The sequence below is a fragment of the Streptomyces musisoli genome, from assembly GCF_016741855.1.
Lineage (GTDB): Bacteria > Actinomycetota > Actinomycetes > Streptomycetales > Streptomycetaceae > Streptomyces > Streptomyces musisoli.
The window spans coordinates 1-14,900 of the sequence record NZ_JAERRH010000008.1; the positions used below are offsets into that span (position 1 = coordinate 1).

General features: G+C 71.8%; 11 protein-coding genes. 3 read left to right on the forward strand and 8 right to left on the reverse strand.

Features of this window, described 5'->3' with window-relative positions; all coding sequences use genetic code 11:
* Positions 1-238: 238 nt before the first annotated feature.
* Positions 239-1,246 carry a stage II sporulation protein M gene (locus JK361_RS21430; protein ID WP_201820796.1) on the reverse strand — a complete coding sequence of 336 codons (1,008 nt, stop codon included), beginning with the start codon at positions 1,244-1,246 and terminating at the stop codon, positions 239-241.
* A 143-nt stretch (positions 1,247-1,389) separates the two neighbouring features.
* Here JK361_RS21430 and JK361_RS21435 point away from each other — a divergent pair, with 143 nt between their 5' ends.
* Positions 1,390-2,478 carry an RDD family protein gene (locus JK361_RS21435; protein ID WP_201820798.1) on the forward strand — a complete coding sequence of 363 codons (1,089 nt, stop codon included), beginning with the start codon at positions 1,390-1,392 and terminating at the stop codon, positions 2,476-2,478.
* A gap of 75 nt (positions 2,479-2,553) precedes the next feature.
* Here the strand turns inward: JK361_RS21435 and JK361_RS21440 are convergent, their stop codons facing one another.
* On the reverse strand, positions 2,554-3,168 hold the full coding sequence (locus tag JK361_RS21440; protein WP_201820800.1) for a hypothetical protein: 615 nt from the start codon (positions 3,166-3,168) through the stop codon (positions 2,554-2,556).
* A gap of 187 nt (positions 3,169-3,355) precedes the next feature.
* On the reverse strand, positions 3,356-4,813 hold the full coding sequence (ahcY, locus tag JK361_RS21445) for an adenosylhomocysteinase (RefSeq protein ID WP_201820801.1): 1,458 nt from the start codon (positions 4,811-4,813) through the stop codon (positions 3,356-3,358).
* A 456-nt stretch (positions 4,814-5,269) separates the two neighbouring features.
* Between ahcY and JK361_RS21450 the strand changes: the two genes are divergently transcribed.
* Both JK361_RS21450 and lepB read left to right on the forward strand, forming a co-directional pair.
* On the forward strand, positions 5,270-7,852 hold the full coding sequence (locus JK361_RS21450; protein WP_201820802.1) for a fructose-specific PTS transporter subunit EIIC: 2,583 nt from the start codon (positions 5,270-5,272) through the stop codon (positions 7,850-7,852).
* A 608-nt stretch (positions 7,853-8,460) separates the two neighbouring features.
* Positions 8,461-9,144: a signal peptidase I gene (lepB, locus tag JK361_RS21455; RefSeq protein ID WP_201820803.1), complete on the forward strand. Its 684-nt coding sequence runs from the start codon at positions 8,461-8,463 to the stop codon at positions 9,142-9,144.
* 442 nt (positions 9,145-9,586) lie between these two features.
* Here lepB and JK361_RS21460 read toward each other — a convergent pair whose 3' ends face one another.
* The 5 genes from JK361_RS21460 to JK361_RS21480 form a co-directional block, all read right to left on the reverse strand.
* Positions 9,587-10,567, reverse strand: coding sequence for a cation diffusion facilitator family transporter (locus tag JK361_RS21460; RefSeq protein ID WP_201820804.1), 981 nt, complete (start codon positions 10,565-10,567; stop codon positions 9,587-9,589).
* A 178-nt stretch (positions 10,568-10,745) separates the two neighbouring features.
* A complete protein-coding gene (gene manA / locus JK361_RS21465; RefSeq protein ID WP_201820805.1) occupies positions 10,746-11,897 on the reverse strand; it encodes a mannose-6-phosphate isomerase, class I in 1,152 nt (383 codons plus the stop codon).
* Between the two features lie 90 nt (positions 11,898-11,987).
* The gene (locus JK361_RS21470) at positions 11,988-13,115 is read right to left on the reverse strand and encodes an SIS domain-containing protein (RefSeq protein WP_201820806.1); all 1,128 of its coding nucleotides are present in this window, start codon (positions 13,113-13,115) and stop codon (positions 11,988-11,990) included.
* 95 nt (positions 13,116-13,210) lie between these two features.
* Positions 13,211-13,381 (reverse strand): Trm112 family protein, encoded by a 171-nt coding sequence (locus JK361_RS21475; protein ID WP_161287591.1) that lies wholly within the window; start codon positions 13,379-13,381, stop codon positions 13,211-13,213.
* A gap of 73 nt (positions 13,382-13,454) precedes the next feature.
* Complete coding sequence (locus JK361_RS21480; protein WP_201820808.1) at positions 13,455-14,819, reverse strand: phosphomannomutase/phosphoglucomutase; 1,365 nt, start codon at positions 14,817-14,819, stop codon at positions 13,455-13,457.
* Positions 14,820-14,900: the final 81 nt, after the last annotated feature.

The following is a 14,900-nucleotide window of genomic DNA, read 5'->3' on the forward strand; positions in this document are numbered from 1 at the left end:
GTTCCGACTTTATCAGAAGTTCTTGGCCGGTCTGACCGGCCACTCATTTCTGAGTTATCGGGGGGTTGCTTCTCGGAACGTCGTTCACGACTTCTGAAGAAGCGATTAGATTCTAGCGGCTGCCTCGGGACATGTCCACTTCTAGGCAACTGTTTGAATCTACCTCCCCACTCCCTCCGTGTCAACGGCTCTTGCGGGGCGAAGAGGAGACTAGCAGCTCACAGGGGTCGGATGCACATCAGGCGGCCGCGGGCACGGACGCGCTGCGATCGGTCGCATCAAGATCGCCTGTCTCGCCCGCGCGCGCCGCGCGCCCCCCGAGGACGTACACGTACGCCAGAAATGCCAGCTCGGCCACGAGCCCGATTGCTATGCGAGCCCAGGTGGGCAGGCCGGAGGGGGTGACGAAGCCTTCGATGGCCCCGGAGACGAAGAGGACCAGGGCCAGGCCGATCGCCATGCCGATGGCGGCTCGCCCTTCCTCCGCGAGAGCCGCACGCCGGGTGCGCGGCCCGGGATCGATCAGTGTCCAGCCCAGGCGCAGGCCGGTACCGGCGGCGACGAAGACCGCCGTCAGTTCGAGCAGGCCGTGCGGAAGGACAAGGCCGAGGAACGTGTCGAGGCGGCCTGCCGAGGACATCAGGCCGAGGCCCACGCCCAGGTTGAGCATGTTCTGGAAGAGGATCCAGAGCACGGGCAGGCCCAGGAAGACGCCCAGGACCAGGCACATCGCGGCCGCCTGAGCGTTGTTCGTCCATACCTGGGCGGCGAACGCGGCCGCGGGATGACTGGAGTAGTAGGTCTCGTACTCGCCGCCGGGACGGGTCAGCTCACGGAGCTGGCTGGGCGCCGCGATGGACGACTGGACCTCGGGATGGGTGCCGATCCACCAGCCCAGGAGGACCGCGATCACCGTGGACACGAGGGCCGTGGGCACCCACCAGTGGCGAGCGCGGTAGACGGCGGCCGGGAACCCCTGGCCCAGGAAGCGCGTGACGTCCCGCCATGATGCGCGGCGGGTGCCGGTGACGGCACTGCGCGCGCGTGCCACGAGCTGGCTGAGCCGTCCGGTCAGTTGCGGGTCCGGTGCGCTGGACCGGATGAGGGAGAGGTGGGTGGCGGTCCGCTGGTAGAGGGCGACGAGTTCGTCGGCCTCCGCGCCGGTGAGCCGGCGCCGACGGCGGAGCAGTGCGTCGAGCCGGTCCCATTCCGCTCGGTGTACGGAGACGAAGACGTCCAGGTCCATCGGGTCTGCCTGCTCCTCGACTGGTCGTCCACGGCTCGTCGTGGGCGCTCGTGATTGCTGTCAGCTTGTCGTACTGCGCCGTGACGCGCCCACAGCTTGGCAGACTTGCGGTTCAGGGGGCGGACCAGGGAAAGGCGGCGGGCGTGAGTGAGCTGGTGACGGGCGAGGCGGTGGCCCTCGAGCTGCGGCCCGCGAAGCTGCCGAGCAGGGCGCTGGCCGTGCTGCTCGACCTGGTGGTGACGGTGGTCGCGTACATCGTCGTGATCATGGTGCTGGTGGCGTCGACGGCGTCGCTGGACGAGGCCGCGCGGGTGGCGCTGTCGATCGCGACGTTTCTGCTCGTGCTGGTCGGCGGGCCGATAGCCGTCGAGACGCTCAGTCACGGGCGTTCCCTGGGGAAGCTGGCCTTCGGGCTTCGGGTGGTACGGGACGACGGTGGGCCGATCCGGTTCCGGCACGCGCTGGTGCGGGGCGCGATCGGGGTGGTCGAGATCCTGATGACGCTCGGGGTGGTGGCCTGTATCGCCTCGCTGGTCTCGGCGCGCGGGCGGCGGCTCGGGGATGTGTTCGCGGGCACCCTGGTCGTGCGTGAGCGGATACCCGCCGGGCGCACCGGCTTCGTCCCGCCCCCGCCTCCGTGGCTGGCGGGGCGGTTCGCCGAGCTGGACCTGTCGGCGGTGCCGGACGGGCTCTGGCTCGCCGTCCGGCAGTACCTGACCCGGATGCAGCAGCTCGATCCGCAGGTGTCGGCGGGTATGGCGCAACGGCTGGCGGTCGAACTCGCGGTTCGTACGGGTGCTTCCGTGCCGTCGGATGTGCCTCCGGCCGCCTTTCTGGCCGCCGTGGTGCACGAGCGACAGACGCGTGAGGCCCGACTGGCGTTCGGTCGCAGTGGTGCGGCGGGTGGCGGCTTCGCCCCGCCGGCCGTCCCGCCGGGGAGCGCACCCGTCTCGCCCCCACCGCCGGTCGCCCACCCGCCTGCCGCGCCGTACCAGTCCCCGGTCGCCCACCCGCCTGCCACCTCGTACCAGTCCCCGGTCTCCTACGAGGCTCCTGCCTCGTCGACTTCGTACTCGCCTTCGGTGGCGGGGCCGGGGTCCGGGAATTCCGGCCGGCCGGCACCGGACCAGGACGGTGCCCGGCAGGCGCAGACCCCCTTGGCTTCCTCGCCGGCGCAGGACGACCAGCAACAGGCCGGTCGACCGGCGACCGGGTTCGCGCCGCCGGCGTAGGGCGGCTCGCGCCGCGGCGTGGAGAGGTGCCGTCAGGCGACGGTCGCCGAGCCCGGGTCCGCTGACGGTGCCGGGTCAGTCGAACGCCGACGGTGGTGACTTGAGGTCCTCCAGCTCGACGCCGGGTGCGGACAGAACGACGTCGCCGGCGATGTGGACGGCGTGCTGTTCGCCGGTGTCCAGGGCTGTGACCTGGTATTCGTCCACGGTCAGGGGGCCGTTGTCAGTGGCGTGTGCTTCGCTGTTCACCAGAGCCCAGGACTGGTCCACGGTGCGGGGGGCGAGGACGGGGTCGGTGAAGGCCACGAGGCGTACGCGGGTCGCGGCGGACGAGGGGGTGAGGCGCAGGAGACGGGCGGTGGCGACGAGGAACGCGGGGGACGTGCCGGTGAAGGCGTGGGCGCGCACATTGCCTTCGATGGCATGGGCGCCGGTGGGGTCCGTGCGGACCCAGGTGACACCGTCGATGGCGGCGCCGCGCACCTGCCAGCCGCCTGCGTGCAGTTCGAGGCGGATGGGACGGCCGAGGTCGTCGAGGGCGAGATCCACCGAGCCGCGCTGGTCGCCGGCGGGGCCGGTCAGCCGGGAGACATAGCGCCAGCCGGACGGGCCGGGGGCGCACTGGAAATGCTCGTCTGCGAGGGGGGTGTGATCGTGCGGATCATGGAGCGAATAGCGGCCGCGGGGCATGGGGGTCCTGGGTCTTGACGGGCTGGTCCGGCCGGAAGCCATAGGTCGGGGGGCCAAAGGGGCAGGCCCCCGGCACGGGGGTGCGGGGGCCTGCCTCGGAGGACCTGGTGCCGGGGAAGTGCGTCGGTGGACCGGCGCACTTCCCCGGCGGCCGGGCTACGGGATCACCGGCGTATGGATCACCGGATCAGTAGCGGTAGTGGTCCGACTTGAACGGGCCGTCGACCTCTACGCCGATGTACGCGGCCTGCTCCGGGCGCAGCTTGGTGAGCTTGACGCCGAGCGCGTCCAGGTGGAGGCGGGCGACCTTCTCGTCGAGGTGCTTGGGCAGCACGTACACGTCGGTCGGGTACTCGTCGGGCTTGGTGAACAGCTCGATCTGGGCCAGGGTCTGGTCCGCGAAGGAGTTGGACATCACGAACGACGGGTGGCCGGTGGCGTTGCCCAGGTTCAGCAGGCGGCCCTCCGACAGCACGATGATCACCTTGCCGTCGGGGAACGTCCACGTGTGGACCTGCGGCTTGACCTCGTCCTTGACGATGCCGGGGATCTTCGCCAGGCCGGCCATGTCGATCTCGTTGTCGAAGTGACCGATGTTGCCCACGATGGCCTGGTGCTTCATCTTGGCCATGTCGGCGGCCATGATGATGTCCTTGTTGCCGGTCGTGGTGACGAAGATGTCGGCCTTGTCGATGACCTCGTCGAGGGTCGTGACCTGGTAGCCGTCCATCGCCGCCTGGAGCGCGCAGATCGGGTCGATCTCGGTGATGATCACTCGGGCGCCCTGGCCGCGCAGGGACTCGGCGCAGCCCTTGCCGACGTCGCCGTAGCCGCAGACGACGGCGGTCTTGCCGCCGATGAGGACGTCGGTGGCGCGGTTGATGCCGTCCACCAGCGAGTGCCGGCAGCCGTACTTGTTGTCGAACTTCGACTTCGTCACCGCGTCGTTCACGTTGATCGCCGGGAACAGCAGGGTGCCGTCACGGTGCATCTCGTACAGACGGTGGACACCGGTGGTGGTCTCCTCGGTGACACCGCGGATCTCCGAGGCCAGCTGGGTCCACTTCTGCGAGCCGTCCGTGATGGTGCGGTGCAGGAGCTCGAGGATGACGCGGTGTTCGTCGGACTCGGCGGTGTCGACGGAGGGGACCTTGCCGTCCTTCTCGTACTCGACGCCCTTGTGGACGAGGAGGGTGGCGTCACCGCCGTCGTCCAGGATCATGTTCGGGCCACCGGTAGGGCTGTCCGGCCAGGTCAGCGCCTGCTCGGTGCACCACCAGTACTCCTCCAGCGTCTCGCCCTTCCAGGCGAAGACCGGAACGCCCTGCGGGTCGTCCGGCGTGCCGTTCGGGCCGACCGCGATCGCGGCGGCCGCGTGGTCCTGGGTGGAGAAGATGTTGCACGAGGCCCAGCGGACCTGCGCGCCCAGGGCGACCAGGGTCTCGATGAGGACGGCGGTCTGCACCGTCATGTGCAGGGAGCCGGTGACACGAGCGCCGGCCAGCGGCTGCGCCTCGGCGTACTCCTTGCGGATCGCCATCAGGCCCGGCATCTCGTGCTCGGCGAGGGTGATCTCCTTGCGGCCGAACTCGGCCAGCGAGAGGTCGGCGACCTTGAAGTCCTGTCGGTTGTCGACAGTGGTCATTGCGAGCTGCTCCTCGGGGTTGGGTCGAGGTGGGTACGGCTGGTCTGCGCGGCGGCGGACACAGGGGTGCCCGAGAAGAGGACACAGGCATGCCCACGTGCGCGCAGCGCAGTCCGTCGGAGGCCCTCTCTCCCTCGGTCGGTCCGTGTGGGACCGCCCGACCGCCATCAGCAGCGACGTCTGGCTCCGTCCCAAGCTACACCGGACCAGCCGGTCGTCCCCAGTCCGTCCACTGATTCCTCCGGTCGGATTCGAGGCGTTCTGGGGGGTGGGAGCAGGCGCCCGCGGTTGTGCGGAAAGCGTGGAACCAGGGCCGACGGACCGGCGTGAACCAGGACTTTTGCGTCTTTGGGCCGGTGGTGGGGTGGTGCAGGATGCAGGGGGACCGGGAGCTCCGGTTCCGCTCGCGAGGCGTCCGGGGCGGCGTCGCGCGCGACGAAGCGTGAGGAGAACGACGTGACCAGTCCGGCCGGGCCACCCGCCACGGGTGGCCGCGATGACGAGCGGCAGCCGTTGAGGTTGCTGGCGGTGACCGCCTGCCCGACCGGCATCGCGCACACGTACATGGCGGCGGAGAAGCTCGCGCAGGCCGCCGCGAGCCGGGGCATCGGGATGAAGGTGGAGACGCAAGGATCCATCGGGGCCGAGAACGTCCTCGATGACAACGATGTCAGAACCGCGGACGGCGTCATCGTCGCCGCCGACAAGGACGTGGACCTGAGCCGTTTCGTGGGCAAGCGCGTGCTCACGGTCGGGGTCGCCGAGGGAATCCGCCATCCCGAGCAGCTGATCGAGCGGGTGCGGTCGGCGCCCGTGCACGGGGTGGACGGGGCCGGTGCCGGTCCGGCGGCGCCCCCGTCGCGCGGCGGCCGGGAGCGGGGTCCGGTCTACAAGGCACTGATGAACGGCGTGTCGTACATGATCCCGTTCGTGGTCGTCGGCGGTCTGCTGATCGCGGTCTCGCTGGCGCTGGGCGGCCATGCGACGGCCAAGGGCTATGTGATCCCGGAGGGCACCTTCTGGGCCCACGTCAACGCGGTCGGCGGGATCGGCTTCCAGCTGATGATCCCGGTCCTGTCCGGGTACATCGCCTATGCCATCGCCGACCGGCCCGCGCTGGTGCCGGGCATGATCGGCGGCTGGATAGCCAACACCGGGGCGCTGTACGACTCCGAGGCCGGCGCGGGCTTCATCGGGGCGATCGTCACCGGGTTCCTCGGCGGGTATCTGGTGCTGTTGATCAAGAAGGTCCGGGTGCCGAGGTTCGTGCAGCCGATCATGCCGATCATCGTGATCCCGATCGTGGCGACGACGGCGCTCGGGCTGTTCTTCATCTATGTCATCGGCAAGCCGATCTCCTGGGTGTTCGAGCACCTGACGAACTGGCTCGGTGGGATGACCGGTACCAGCGCCGTGCTGCTCGGCGCGATCCTGGGACTGATGATCGCGTTCGACATGGGCGGGCCGGTCAACAAGACGGCGTTCCTGTTCGGCGCGGGGCTCATCGCGAGCGGCAACCAGACGGTGATGGGCATGTGTGCGGCGGCGATCCCGGTGATGCCGCTCGGGCAGGGTCTGGCCACGCTGGTGCGCCGGCGCCTCTACACCGAACAGGAGCGGGAGACGGGTCTCGCGGCCCTGTTCATGGGGTGTTTCGGTATCTCGGAGGGCGCGATCCCGTTCGCGGCGGCGCGGCCGGCGCAGGTCATCCCGGCCAACATGCTCGGTGGCGCGGTGGCCGGTGCGGTCGCGGGGCTGGCCGGGGTGAAGGACGCGGTGCCGCACGGCGGGCCGATCGTGGCGGTGCTGGGCGCGGTGAGCGGGGTGCCGATGTTCTTCGTGGCCGTGGTGATCGGCACGGTGGTGACGGCACTGGCGACGGTGGCGCTGGTGGACGTGACCGGGCGCCGGGGGCGGGCCGAGGCCGCCGGTGGGGATGCCGGTGGGGATGCCGGTGGGGCCGCACCGGTGCCGGCCGGATCGACCTCCGGGGCGACTTCCGGGGCGGTCATACCGGGGCAGGCGGACCGGGAACTCGCGCCGGTCGGGGGCGGGGCGGTTGAGGGCCGTTCGGTCGAGGGTGGTTCGGTCGGGGGCGGGGCGGTCGACCGCGGTCCGGTCGAGAGCGGTGCCGTCGAGGGCCGTACGGTCGAGAGCGGTGTCGTCGAGGGCCGTACGGTCGAGAGCGGTGTCGTCGAGGGCCGTCCGGTCGAGAGCCGTACGGTCGACAGCGGTGCCGTCGAGGGCCGTACGGTCGAGAGCGGTGCCGTCGAGGGCCGTCCGGTCGAGAGCCGTACGGTCGACAGCGGTGCCGTCGAGGGCCGTGCGGTCGAGAGCGGTGCCGTCGAGGGTGGAGCGGTTGAGGGCGGTGTGATGCGGGCCTCGGGTGCGGAAGGTTCGGTCTCGGAAGGTTCCGACGCGGAAGGTTCGGTCTCGGAAGGTTCCGTCGCGGAAGGTGCCGTCGCGGGAGATGCCGTCTTGGCGGAGCGCGGCTCGGAAAAGGGGGCCCCGGGGAAGGCCACTGCGCCGCTGAGCCCTGTGGAGGAGACGGGGGCGGAGGAAGAGGTCGTGGGGGCCGGGCCCGAGGTGTTGTCCGGGTACCTGACCGGGCGGACCGTGCGGGTGGCACTCGGGGCGGACGAGAAGGACGCCGCCATCCGGGAGATGGCGGAGCTGCTGGCGCGCAGCGGACGGGTCGCCGACGTGACGGAGCTGGTGGCGACCGCGCTGCGGCGTGAGGAGCAGGGGACGACCGGGCTGGGCGAGGAGATCGCCATCCCGCACGCCAAGACGGACGCGGTGACGGCGCCGGTCGTCGGGTTCGCACGGTCGGCGGAGGGCGTCGAGTGGGGTTCTCCGGACGGTACGCGGGCCCGGCTCGTCTTCATGATCGCCGTACCGGAGGCGGCCGCAGGGGACGAGCACCTGCGGATCCTCGCAATGTTGTCCCGCAAGCTGATGGACGCCGGTTTCCGGGAGCGGCTGCTCACGGCACCGGACGAGCGGGCGGTACTCGCCGTGCTCGGCGAGGTCGGGTGAGCTGAGGCCGGGATGTGCGGGGCCCACACATCCGGGCTCCGCACGTCCAGGCTCGTTCGTCCCAGCGGGCGCATCGGGCTCCGCGCACCCGGGCGCGCCAAAACCGCCCACGCATCAGGGCCGCGCACATCCGGGCTCGCAACCTGTCTCATGCAGCCGGGCTCCTCGCTCCCGGACCCGCTCATCCCATCCCGCGCAGCAGGCTCCGCCTATCCGGACTCACTCAACCGGCCCCATACATCCCGGCCCCGCACATCCCGACCCAAGCCTCCGCGCTCCGCGCACCCGGACCCGCCCATCCCAGCCCGCACATCAGGCTCCGCCCATCCGAACTCGCTAACTCGGCCCCACACATCCCGGCTCAAGCATCCGCGCTCCGCCAGTCCGGTCCCACTCAACCCAGCTCACACATCCGCGCCCAGCGCATCCGAACTCGCTCAGCCCCTCCCCCGCATCGGATCCACGGCTCCACACACCCGGCCTCGCCACCCCGGCCCCACATCCGCACCCGCGTCCCTGTCGTCCCTGTCGGCTGGGGGCTCGTGCCGTTGGTTCACGACGGGCCGCTATTGTCCGCGCCGCGGACGGACCGCTTGGCTGGAGGGGACATGGTGGGAAGAGGGCGAAGGCTCGGGATCGCGGCGCTCGTGGTGGCGTCGCTGGGTCTGGCACTGGCGATCGGCGGCTTCGCCTGTCTGCGGACGGCGTACGGAGCCTCCACCGTGGGCGGCAGCAGCATGTCTCCGACGTACGAGCGGGGCGACCGGGTCTTCTGGGAGCACGTCGACGGGAGCGAGGTGCGGCGCGGCGACGTCGTGATGTTCAGGGCACCGGAGTCCTACGGGGTGCTCGACGGACTCCTGATGAAGCGGGTCATCGGCGTGGGCGGCGACCGGGTGGTGTGCTGCGCGCACGTGGGCTCGCGGGAGCGGGTGACCGTGAACGGGCGGCCGGTCGAGGAGCCGTACGTGCGCGGCGGCGACGCGGACGGCGCACACAAGCCGTACGACGTGACGGTCCCGCGGGGCCGGCTGTTCCTGCTGGGCGACTACCGCGCGAACTCCCAGGACTCGCGTTTCCACCTCGACGAGCAGGACGGCACGGTGTCCGCGGACGCGGTGCGGGGCCGGGTGGCGGGCGACCGTACGGCCCCGGCGCTGCTCCTCGCGTTCACGCTTGTCGGAGGCGTGCTCGTCCTGACCGGCATCGGGCTGGGAATCGGGGCGTGGGCCGTACGGCGGCGGAGGCCGGTGCAGGTGCCGCCCGCGCCGTGGCCGGTGCGGCCGGTCTGACAAGGGATCGGACCGGCCGGGCGGCGGTGACGACGAGGCCTGCGCGGCCGGGGCGGCTGTGGCGAGAACGGGCCCGCGCGGCCGCCCTGACGACGGACAGGGCCAGCCGGACGGCTGTGACGGCGGGTGGGCCGCGCGGCCGACTGTGACGGCGGATGGGCCAGCCGGCTGGCTGTGACGGCCGGACGGGCCGGGATGTCGGGCCGACAAGCGACGGGGCCCGCCGAAGGATCGGCGGGCCCCGTCGTTCGCGAGCGGACTCAGTGACCGACGTTCGCGAGCGGACTCAGCAACCATCGTTCCTGAGCGGGCTCAGGGACCGGCGTTCCTGAGCGGGCTCAGGGACCGGCGTTCGTGAGGGGGCTCAGGGACCGGCGTTCGTGAGGGGGCTCAGGGGCCGGCGTTCGTGAGGGGGCTCAGGGGCCGGCGTTCGTGAGGGGGCTCAGGGGCCGGCGGGGTGCGGGTTCGGGCCGCCGGGGGTGGCCTCCGGGTCGGGGCCCTTGGCGGCCTCGGCCTCGCTGTAGATGTCGGGTTCCAGGTAGATGACGCGGGCGATCGGGACGGCGGCGCGGACGCGGGCCTCGGCCGCGTCGATGGCGCCGGCGACCTCGGCGGCCGTGTCGTCGTGCCGGACGGCGATCTTGGCGGCGATGAGCAGTTCCTCGGGGCCGAGGTGCAGCGTGCGCATGTGGATGACGCGCGGCACGGTCTCGCCGTCGACGATCGCGGCCTCGATCTTCTTGACCTCCTCGATGCCGGCGGCCTCGCCGAGCAGCAGCGACTTGGTCTCGGCGGCCAGCACGAGGGCGATCAGGACGAGCAGGACACCGATGCAGACGGTGCCGATGCCGTCCCAGACGCCGTCGCCGGTGATCAGGGCGAGGCCGACGCCGCCGAGGGCGAGGACCAGGCCGATGAGCGCGCCGAAGTCCTCCAGCAGGACGACCGGCAGTTCGGGGGCCTTGGCGCGGCGGACGAACTGCGACCAGGACAGTCCGCCCCGCAGCTGGTTCGACTCCTTGATGGCCGTGCGGAAGGAGAAGCCCTCGGCGATGATCGCGAAGACGAGGACGCCCACCGGCCAGTACCAGTGCTCGACGTCGTGCGGGTGACTGATCTTCTCGTAGCCCTCGTAGATGGCGAACATGCCACCGACCGAGAAGAGGACGATCGAGACGAGGAAGGCGTAGATGTAGCGCTCGCGGCCGTAGCCGAAGGGATGCTGCGGTGTGGCCACTTGCTGGGCCTTCTTGCCGCCGACCAGGAGCAGGAACTGGTTGCCGGAGTCGGCGAGCGAGTGGACGCCCTCGGCGAGCATCGAGGAGGAGCCGCTGATCGCGAACGCCACGAACTTCGATGCCGCGATCGCGAGGTTGGCGCCGAGTGCCGCCACGATCGCCTTGGTACCGCCTGACGCGCTCATGTGTCCGCGTTGTCCCTTCGCCTCTGTCGGCCTCTGTCGCCCTCGTGCGTCCGTCGTCGCGGGCGCCCGGCTTTGCCCGGCCTTTGCCGGTGGGCCATTCTTGCAGCCCTGCCGCGCACCGGTGCGTCAGGCGTCCACAACCGCGGTCATATGATCAACCGGCCGTCCACAGCCCTGGTCATACGATCACGGTGGCGCGGAAGACCGTGCCCGCGCCGGAGATCTCCGCCTTCTCGCCGGCCGGGACGAACACCGACTGTCCGGGCCCCAGTTCGTGCTCGCCCGCCCGGACGGCACCGGCCGTGCAGAGCAGGATCTGCGGGGTCTCCCGGGTGAGGTCGTGGGCGGCGCCGCCGGCGGGGAGGACATACCGGGAGAGCCGGAACTCGTCGATCGGCGTCTCGTAGAGCTCCTCGCCGTCCGGGGAGGCCTCGGGGCGCAGTACGCCCGGGTCGCCGGCCTCGAAGCGGACGACGCGGAGGAGTTCGGGAACGTCGACGTGCTTGGGGGTCAGGCCGCAGCGCAGGACGTTGTCGGAGTTGGCCATGATCTCGACGCCGAGGCCGTTGAGGTAGGCGTGCGGGATGCCGGCGCCGAGGAACAGGGCCTCGCCGGGCTGGAGACGGACGTGGTTGAGCAGCATGGCCGCGATGACGCCGGGGTCGCCGGGGTAGTGGTGGGCGATGTCGGCGTAGGGGGCGTAGGCGCCGCCGAGGCGGGTGCAGGCGGCGGTGGCCTCGGCGACCGTGTGGGCCATCTCCTGCGGGTCTGCGCTGAGGATCGCGGTGAGGACCTCGCGCAGGGCGGCGTCCTCGGGGTGGGCGTGCAGCAGGTCGACGTACGGCTTGAGGGAGTCGATGCCCAGCCCGTCGAGCAGGCCGGCGGTCCGGACCGGGTCGCGGAAGCCGCACAGGCCGTCGAACTCGGTGAGCGCGCAGATCAGTTCGGGCTTGTGGTTGGCGTCCTTGTAGTTGCGGTGCGGCGCGTCGACGGGAATGCCGCGCCGCTCCTCGTCGGCGTATCCCTCCTGGGCCTGCTTCAGGTCGGGGTGGACCTGGAGCGACAGGGGCGCGCCGGCGGCGAGGATCTTGAGGAGAAACGGCAGGCGCGGGCCGAAGCCGGCGACCGCGCGGGCGCCGAGTTCCCGCTCCGGGTCGGCCTCGATGACCTCGACGAGGGTCCCCCGCGCGGTGCGGGAGGGCGCGCCCGGGTGCGCGCCCATCCACATCTCCGCCTGGGGTTCACCGGTCGGCTCGACGCCGAGCAGGTGCGGGATGGCGGTGGCGGAGCCCCAGGCGTAGGGGCGGACGGTGTTGTCGAGGCGGTCCATGTGTCTTCTCTGTCTCCGTACGTACGCGGCTCGGCCGCCTTCGTCTCTCCTCGCGCCACCGGCGGCGCGGTCGGTCGGCCAGGAGCCAGATCAGGCCCCCGAGGCGAGCGCCAGGTAAACGGCGGCGAAATCCGTGACGGCGATCAGTTCCGCGAGGGTTTCCAGTTCGCCGCCCTCTTCCGGTTCCAGCTCGCTGATCGGGGTGTCGTGGCTGAGGGCCACGTCCCGGGCGGCGGGGGCGGCGGTGAGGCCGCTGATCGGGCGGTCGCGGAGCAGGACCACGCGCGCGTGCAGCGCGGGCGGCTCCTCCACGCGGTCGCGGAAGAAGTCGTCCGGGTCGGCGCTGGCGGCGAGCGGACCGGCCAGCAGGGCGCTGTGTTCGGCGAGCGCCTCGGGCAGTTCGGCGACCAGGGCGGGGCGCCCGGCGAGTTCGGCGAGGGCGGCGGCGAACCGGCGGCCCGCCGGACCGGCCGAGGTGCCCTCCGTCCACACCACGGGCAGGGCGTCGGCGAGTTCGGCGGCGAGGGTCTTGGCCGGGTTGCTGTAGGTGGCGATGGCGGGGCCGCAGCGTTCCGCGATGTGGTCGAGGCGGTCGGCGACCTTCTCCAGGGCGTCGGGCGGGGCGGTGAGCAGACCGATCCGGTCCAGCAGCGCCAGCAGCGGGGTCAGCAGCGCCCAGAAGACGCCGGGGGAGGACGCGGCGAGCGGCTCCTCCTGGTCGTACGGTGCCGTGGCCATCGGTACGAACAGGCCGTGCGCGCCGGCGACCGCCTCGGCGAGCGGGGTGTTCGGCGGGGCCACGCCGGCGACGGAGCAGCCGCGGCGGTAGGCCTGGTCGGCGAGGAGGGACAGGCTCGGTTCGGTGCCGTCCGGGGTGGCGATGAGCAGCAGGTCCACGGAGCCGGTCCAGCCCGGCAGCTCCCAGCGCAGGGCGCCCGCGGCGGGGGCGACGCCGGAGGGCGCGAGCCGGACGACGGGGCTGCCGACGCCGGCCAGGGTGCCGAGGAGGTCGGCGGTGTGGGTGGCGGCGGCGCCGGGGCCCGCGATGAGGACCGCGCGGGGGCGGCCGTCGGGCTTGAGGTCGCCGACGCCGGCCTCGGCGGCGTGCCGGGCGGCGGTGCGGACGCGGGCGCCGGCCTCCGCCGCGCCGCGCAGCAGACCTCTGTGGTCGGCCTCGGCGAGGCCCTCGGGGGTGTCGAGCAGCGATTCGTCCAGCATGGGCGGCAGCCTCCGATCGCCGGGAGTCCTGGCCTACGACTCGCCGGGAGTCCTGGGGTCCTACGACCTAAGGTCCTACGCGGTGAGGGGCCTCGTCACGCCGGGCGGCGGGCCTCGTCGACCAGCAGGACCGGGATGCCGTCGCGGACCGGGTAGGCGAGGCCGCAGTCCTGGCCGGTGCAGATCAGCTCGGTGTCCTGCTCCTTCAGGGGGGCGTGGCAGGCCGGGCAGGCGAGGATCTCCAGGAGGCCGGCTTCGAGCGCCATGGGGTGTCCCTTCGGAGGGCGGGTGTGTGTCTGTGGATATGCCCGGTCAGAGTACCGCTGATGGGCTGGGGGCTCAGCCCCTGATGATCGCCAGCGCCTCGTCGCGGATCTTGGTCATCGTCGCCTCGTCCTTCGCCTCGGCGTTCAGGCGGAGGAGCGGCTCCGTGTTGGACGGGCGGACGTTGAACCACCAGTCGGCCGCGGCGACCGTGAGGCCGTCGAGGTCGTCGAGGGTGACGTCGGCGCGGCCCTCGTAGGCGGCGCGGATCGCGGCGAGGCGGGCGGACTGGTCGGCGACCGTGGAGTTGATCTCGCCGGAGCCGGCGTAGCGGTCGTACTGCGCGACCAGGGCGGACAGCGGACCCGTCTGGCCGCCGAGGGCCGCGAGGACGTGCAGGGCGGCGAGCATGCCGGTGTCGGCGTTCCAGAAGTCCTTGAAGTAGTAGTGGGCCGAGTGCTCGCCGCCGAAGATGGCGCCGGTGCGGGCCATCTCGGCCTTGATGAAGGAGTGGCCGACCCGGGTGCGGACCGGGGTGCCGCCGATCTCCCGTACGACCTCCGGGACCGTGCGGGAGGTGATCAGGTTGTGGATGACGGTGCCCGAGCCGCCGTTGCGGGCCAGTTCGCGGGCGGCGACCAGGGCGGTGATCGCGGACGGGGAGACCGGGTCGCCGTGCTCGTCGACGACGAAGCAGCGGTCGGCGTCGCCGTCGAAGGCGATGCCGAGGTCGGCGCCCTCGGCCGGGACCCGCTTCTGGAGGTCCACGAGGTTGGCCGGGTCGAGCGGGTTGGCCTCGTGGTTGGGGAAGGTGCCGTCCAGTTCGAAGTACATCGGGACGAGGGTCAGGGGCAGGCCGACGAAGACCGAGGGCACCGTGTGGCCGCCCATGCCGTTGCCGGCGTCGACCACGACCTTCAGGGGACGGATGGAGGCGAGGTCGACCAGGGAGCGCAGGTACGCCCCGTAATCCTCCAACGTCTCGCGCGAGGAGAGGGTTCCCGGCCGGGCCGCGGGCTCCGGGGCGCCCTCCGCCAGCCAGCGCTCGGCCAGCTCGCGGATCTGCGTGAGACCCGTGTCCTGGCCGACGGGGGCGGCGCCCGCGCGGCACAGCTTGATGCCGTTGTACTGGGCGGGGTTGTGGGAGGCCGTGAACATCGCGCCCGGGAGGTCCAGCGCGCCGGAGGCGTAGTACAGCTGGTCCGTGGAGCACAGGCCGATCTCGGTGACGTCCACGCCGCGGTCCGCCGCGCCGCGTGCGAAGGCGCGGGACAGGCCGGGGGACGAGGGCCGCATGTCGTGGCCGACGACGATCGCCGACGCGTCCGTCACTTCCGCGAAGGCGGCGCCGAAGAGGCCGGCCAGTGTCTCGTCCCACTGGTCCGGAACCACTCCGCGTACGTCGTACGCCTTCACGATCTGCGACAGATCAGCAGCCACAGCCAGCCTCCTGAGATTCCTATGGGTGCCCCACAAACTACCCGTCGGGGCGAGGCGGAGGTGCGCGGACGCCGGGGTGGA

Coding starts and splice junctions, on each gene's coding strand:
- JK361_RS21430 (WP_201820796.1), bottom strand. CDS start 1,246: ATGGACCTGGACGTCTTCGTCTCCGTACACCGAGCGGAATGGGACCGG.
- JK361_RS21440 (WP_201820800.1), bottom strand. CDS start 3,168: ATGCCCCGCGGCCGCTATTCGCTCCATGATCCGCACGATCACACCCCC.
- ahcY (WP_201820801.1), bottom strand. CDS start 4,813: ATGACCACTGTCGACAACCGACAGGACTTCAAGGTCGCCGACCTCTCG.
- lepB (WP_201820803.1), top strand. CDS start 8,461: ATGGTGGGAAGAGGGCGAAGGCTCGGGATCGCGGCGCTCGTGGTGGCG.
- JK361_RS21460 (WP_201820804.1), bottom strand. CDS start 10,567: ATGAGCGCGTCAGGCGGTACCAAGGCGATCGTGGCGGCACTCGGCGCC.
- manA (WP_201820805.1), bottom strand. CDS start 11,897: ATGGACCGCCTCGACAACACCGTCCGCCCCTACGCCTGGGGCTCCGCC.
- JK361_RS21470 (WP_201820806.1), bottom strand. CDS start 13,115: ATGCTGGACGAATCGCTGCTCGACACCCCCGAGGGCCTCGCCGAGGCC.
- JK361_RS21475 (WP_161287591.1), bottom strand. CDS start 13,381: ATGGCGCTCGAAGCCGGCCTCCTGGAGATCCTCGCCTGCCCGGCCTGC.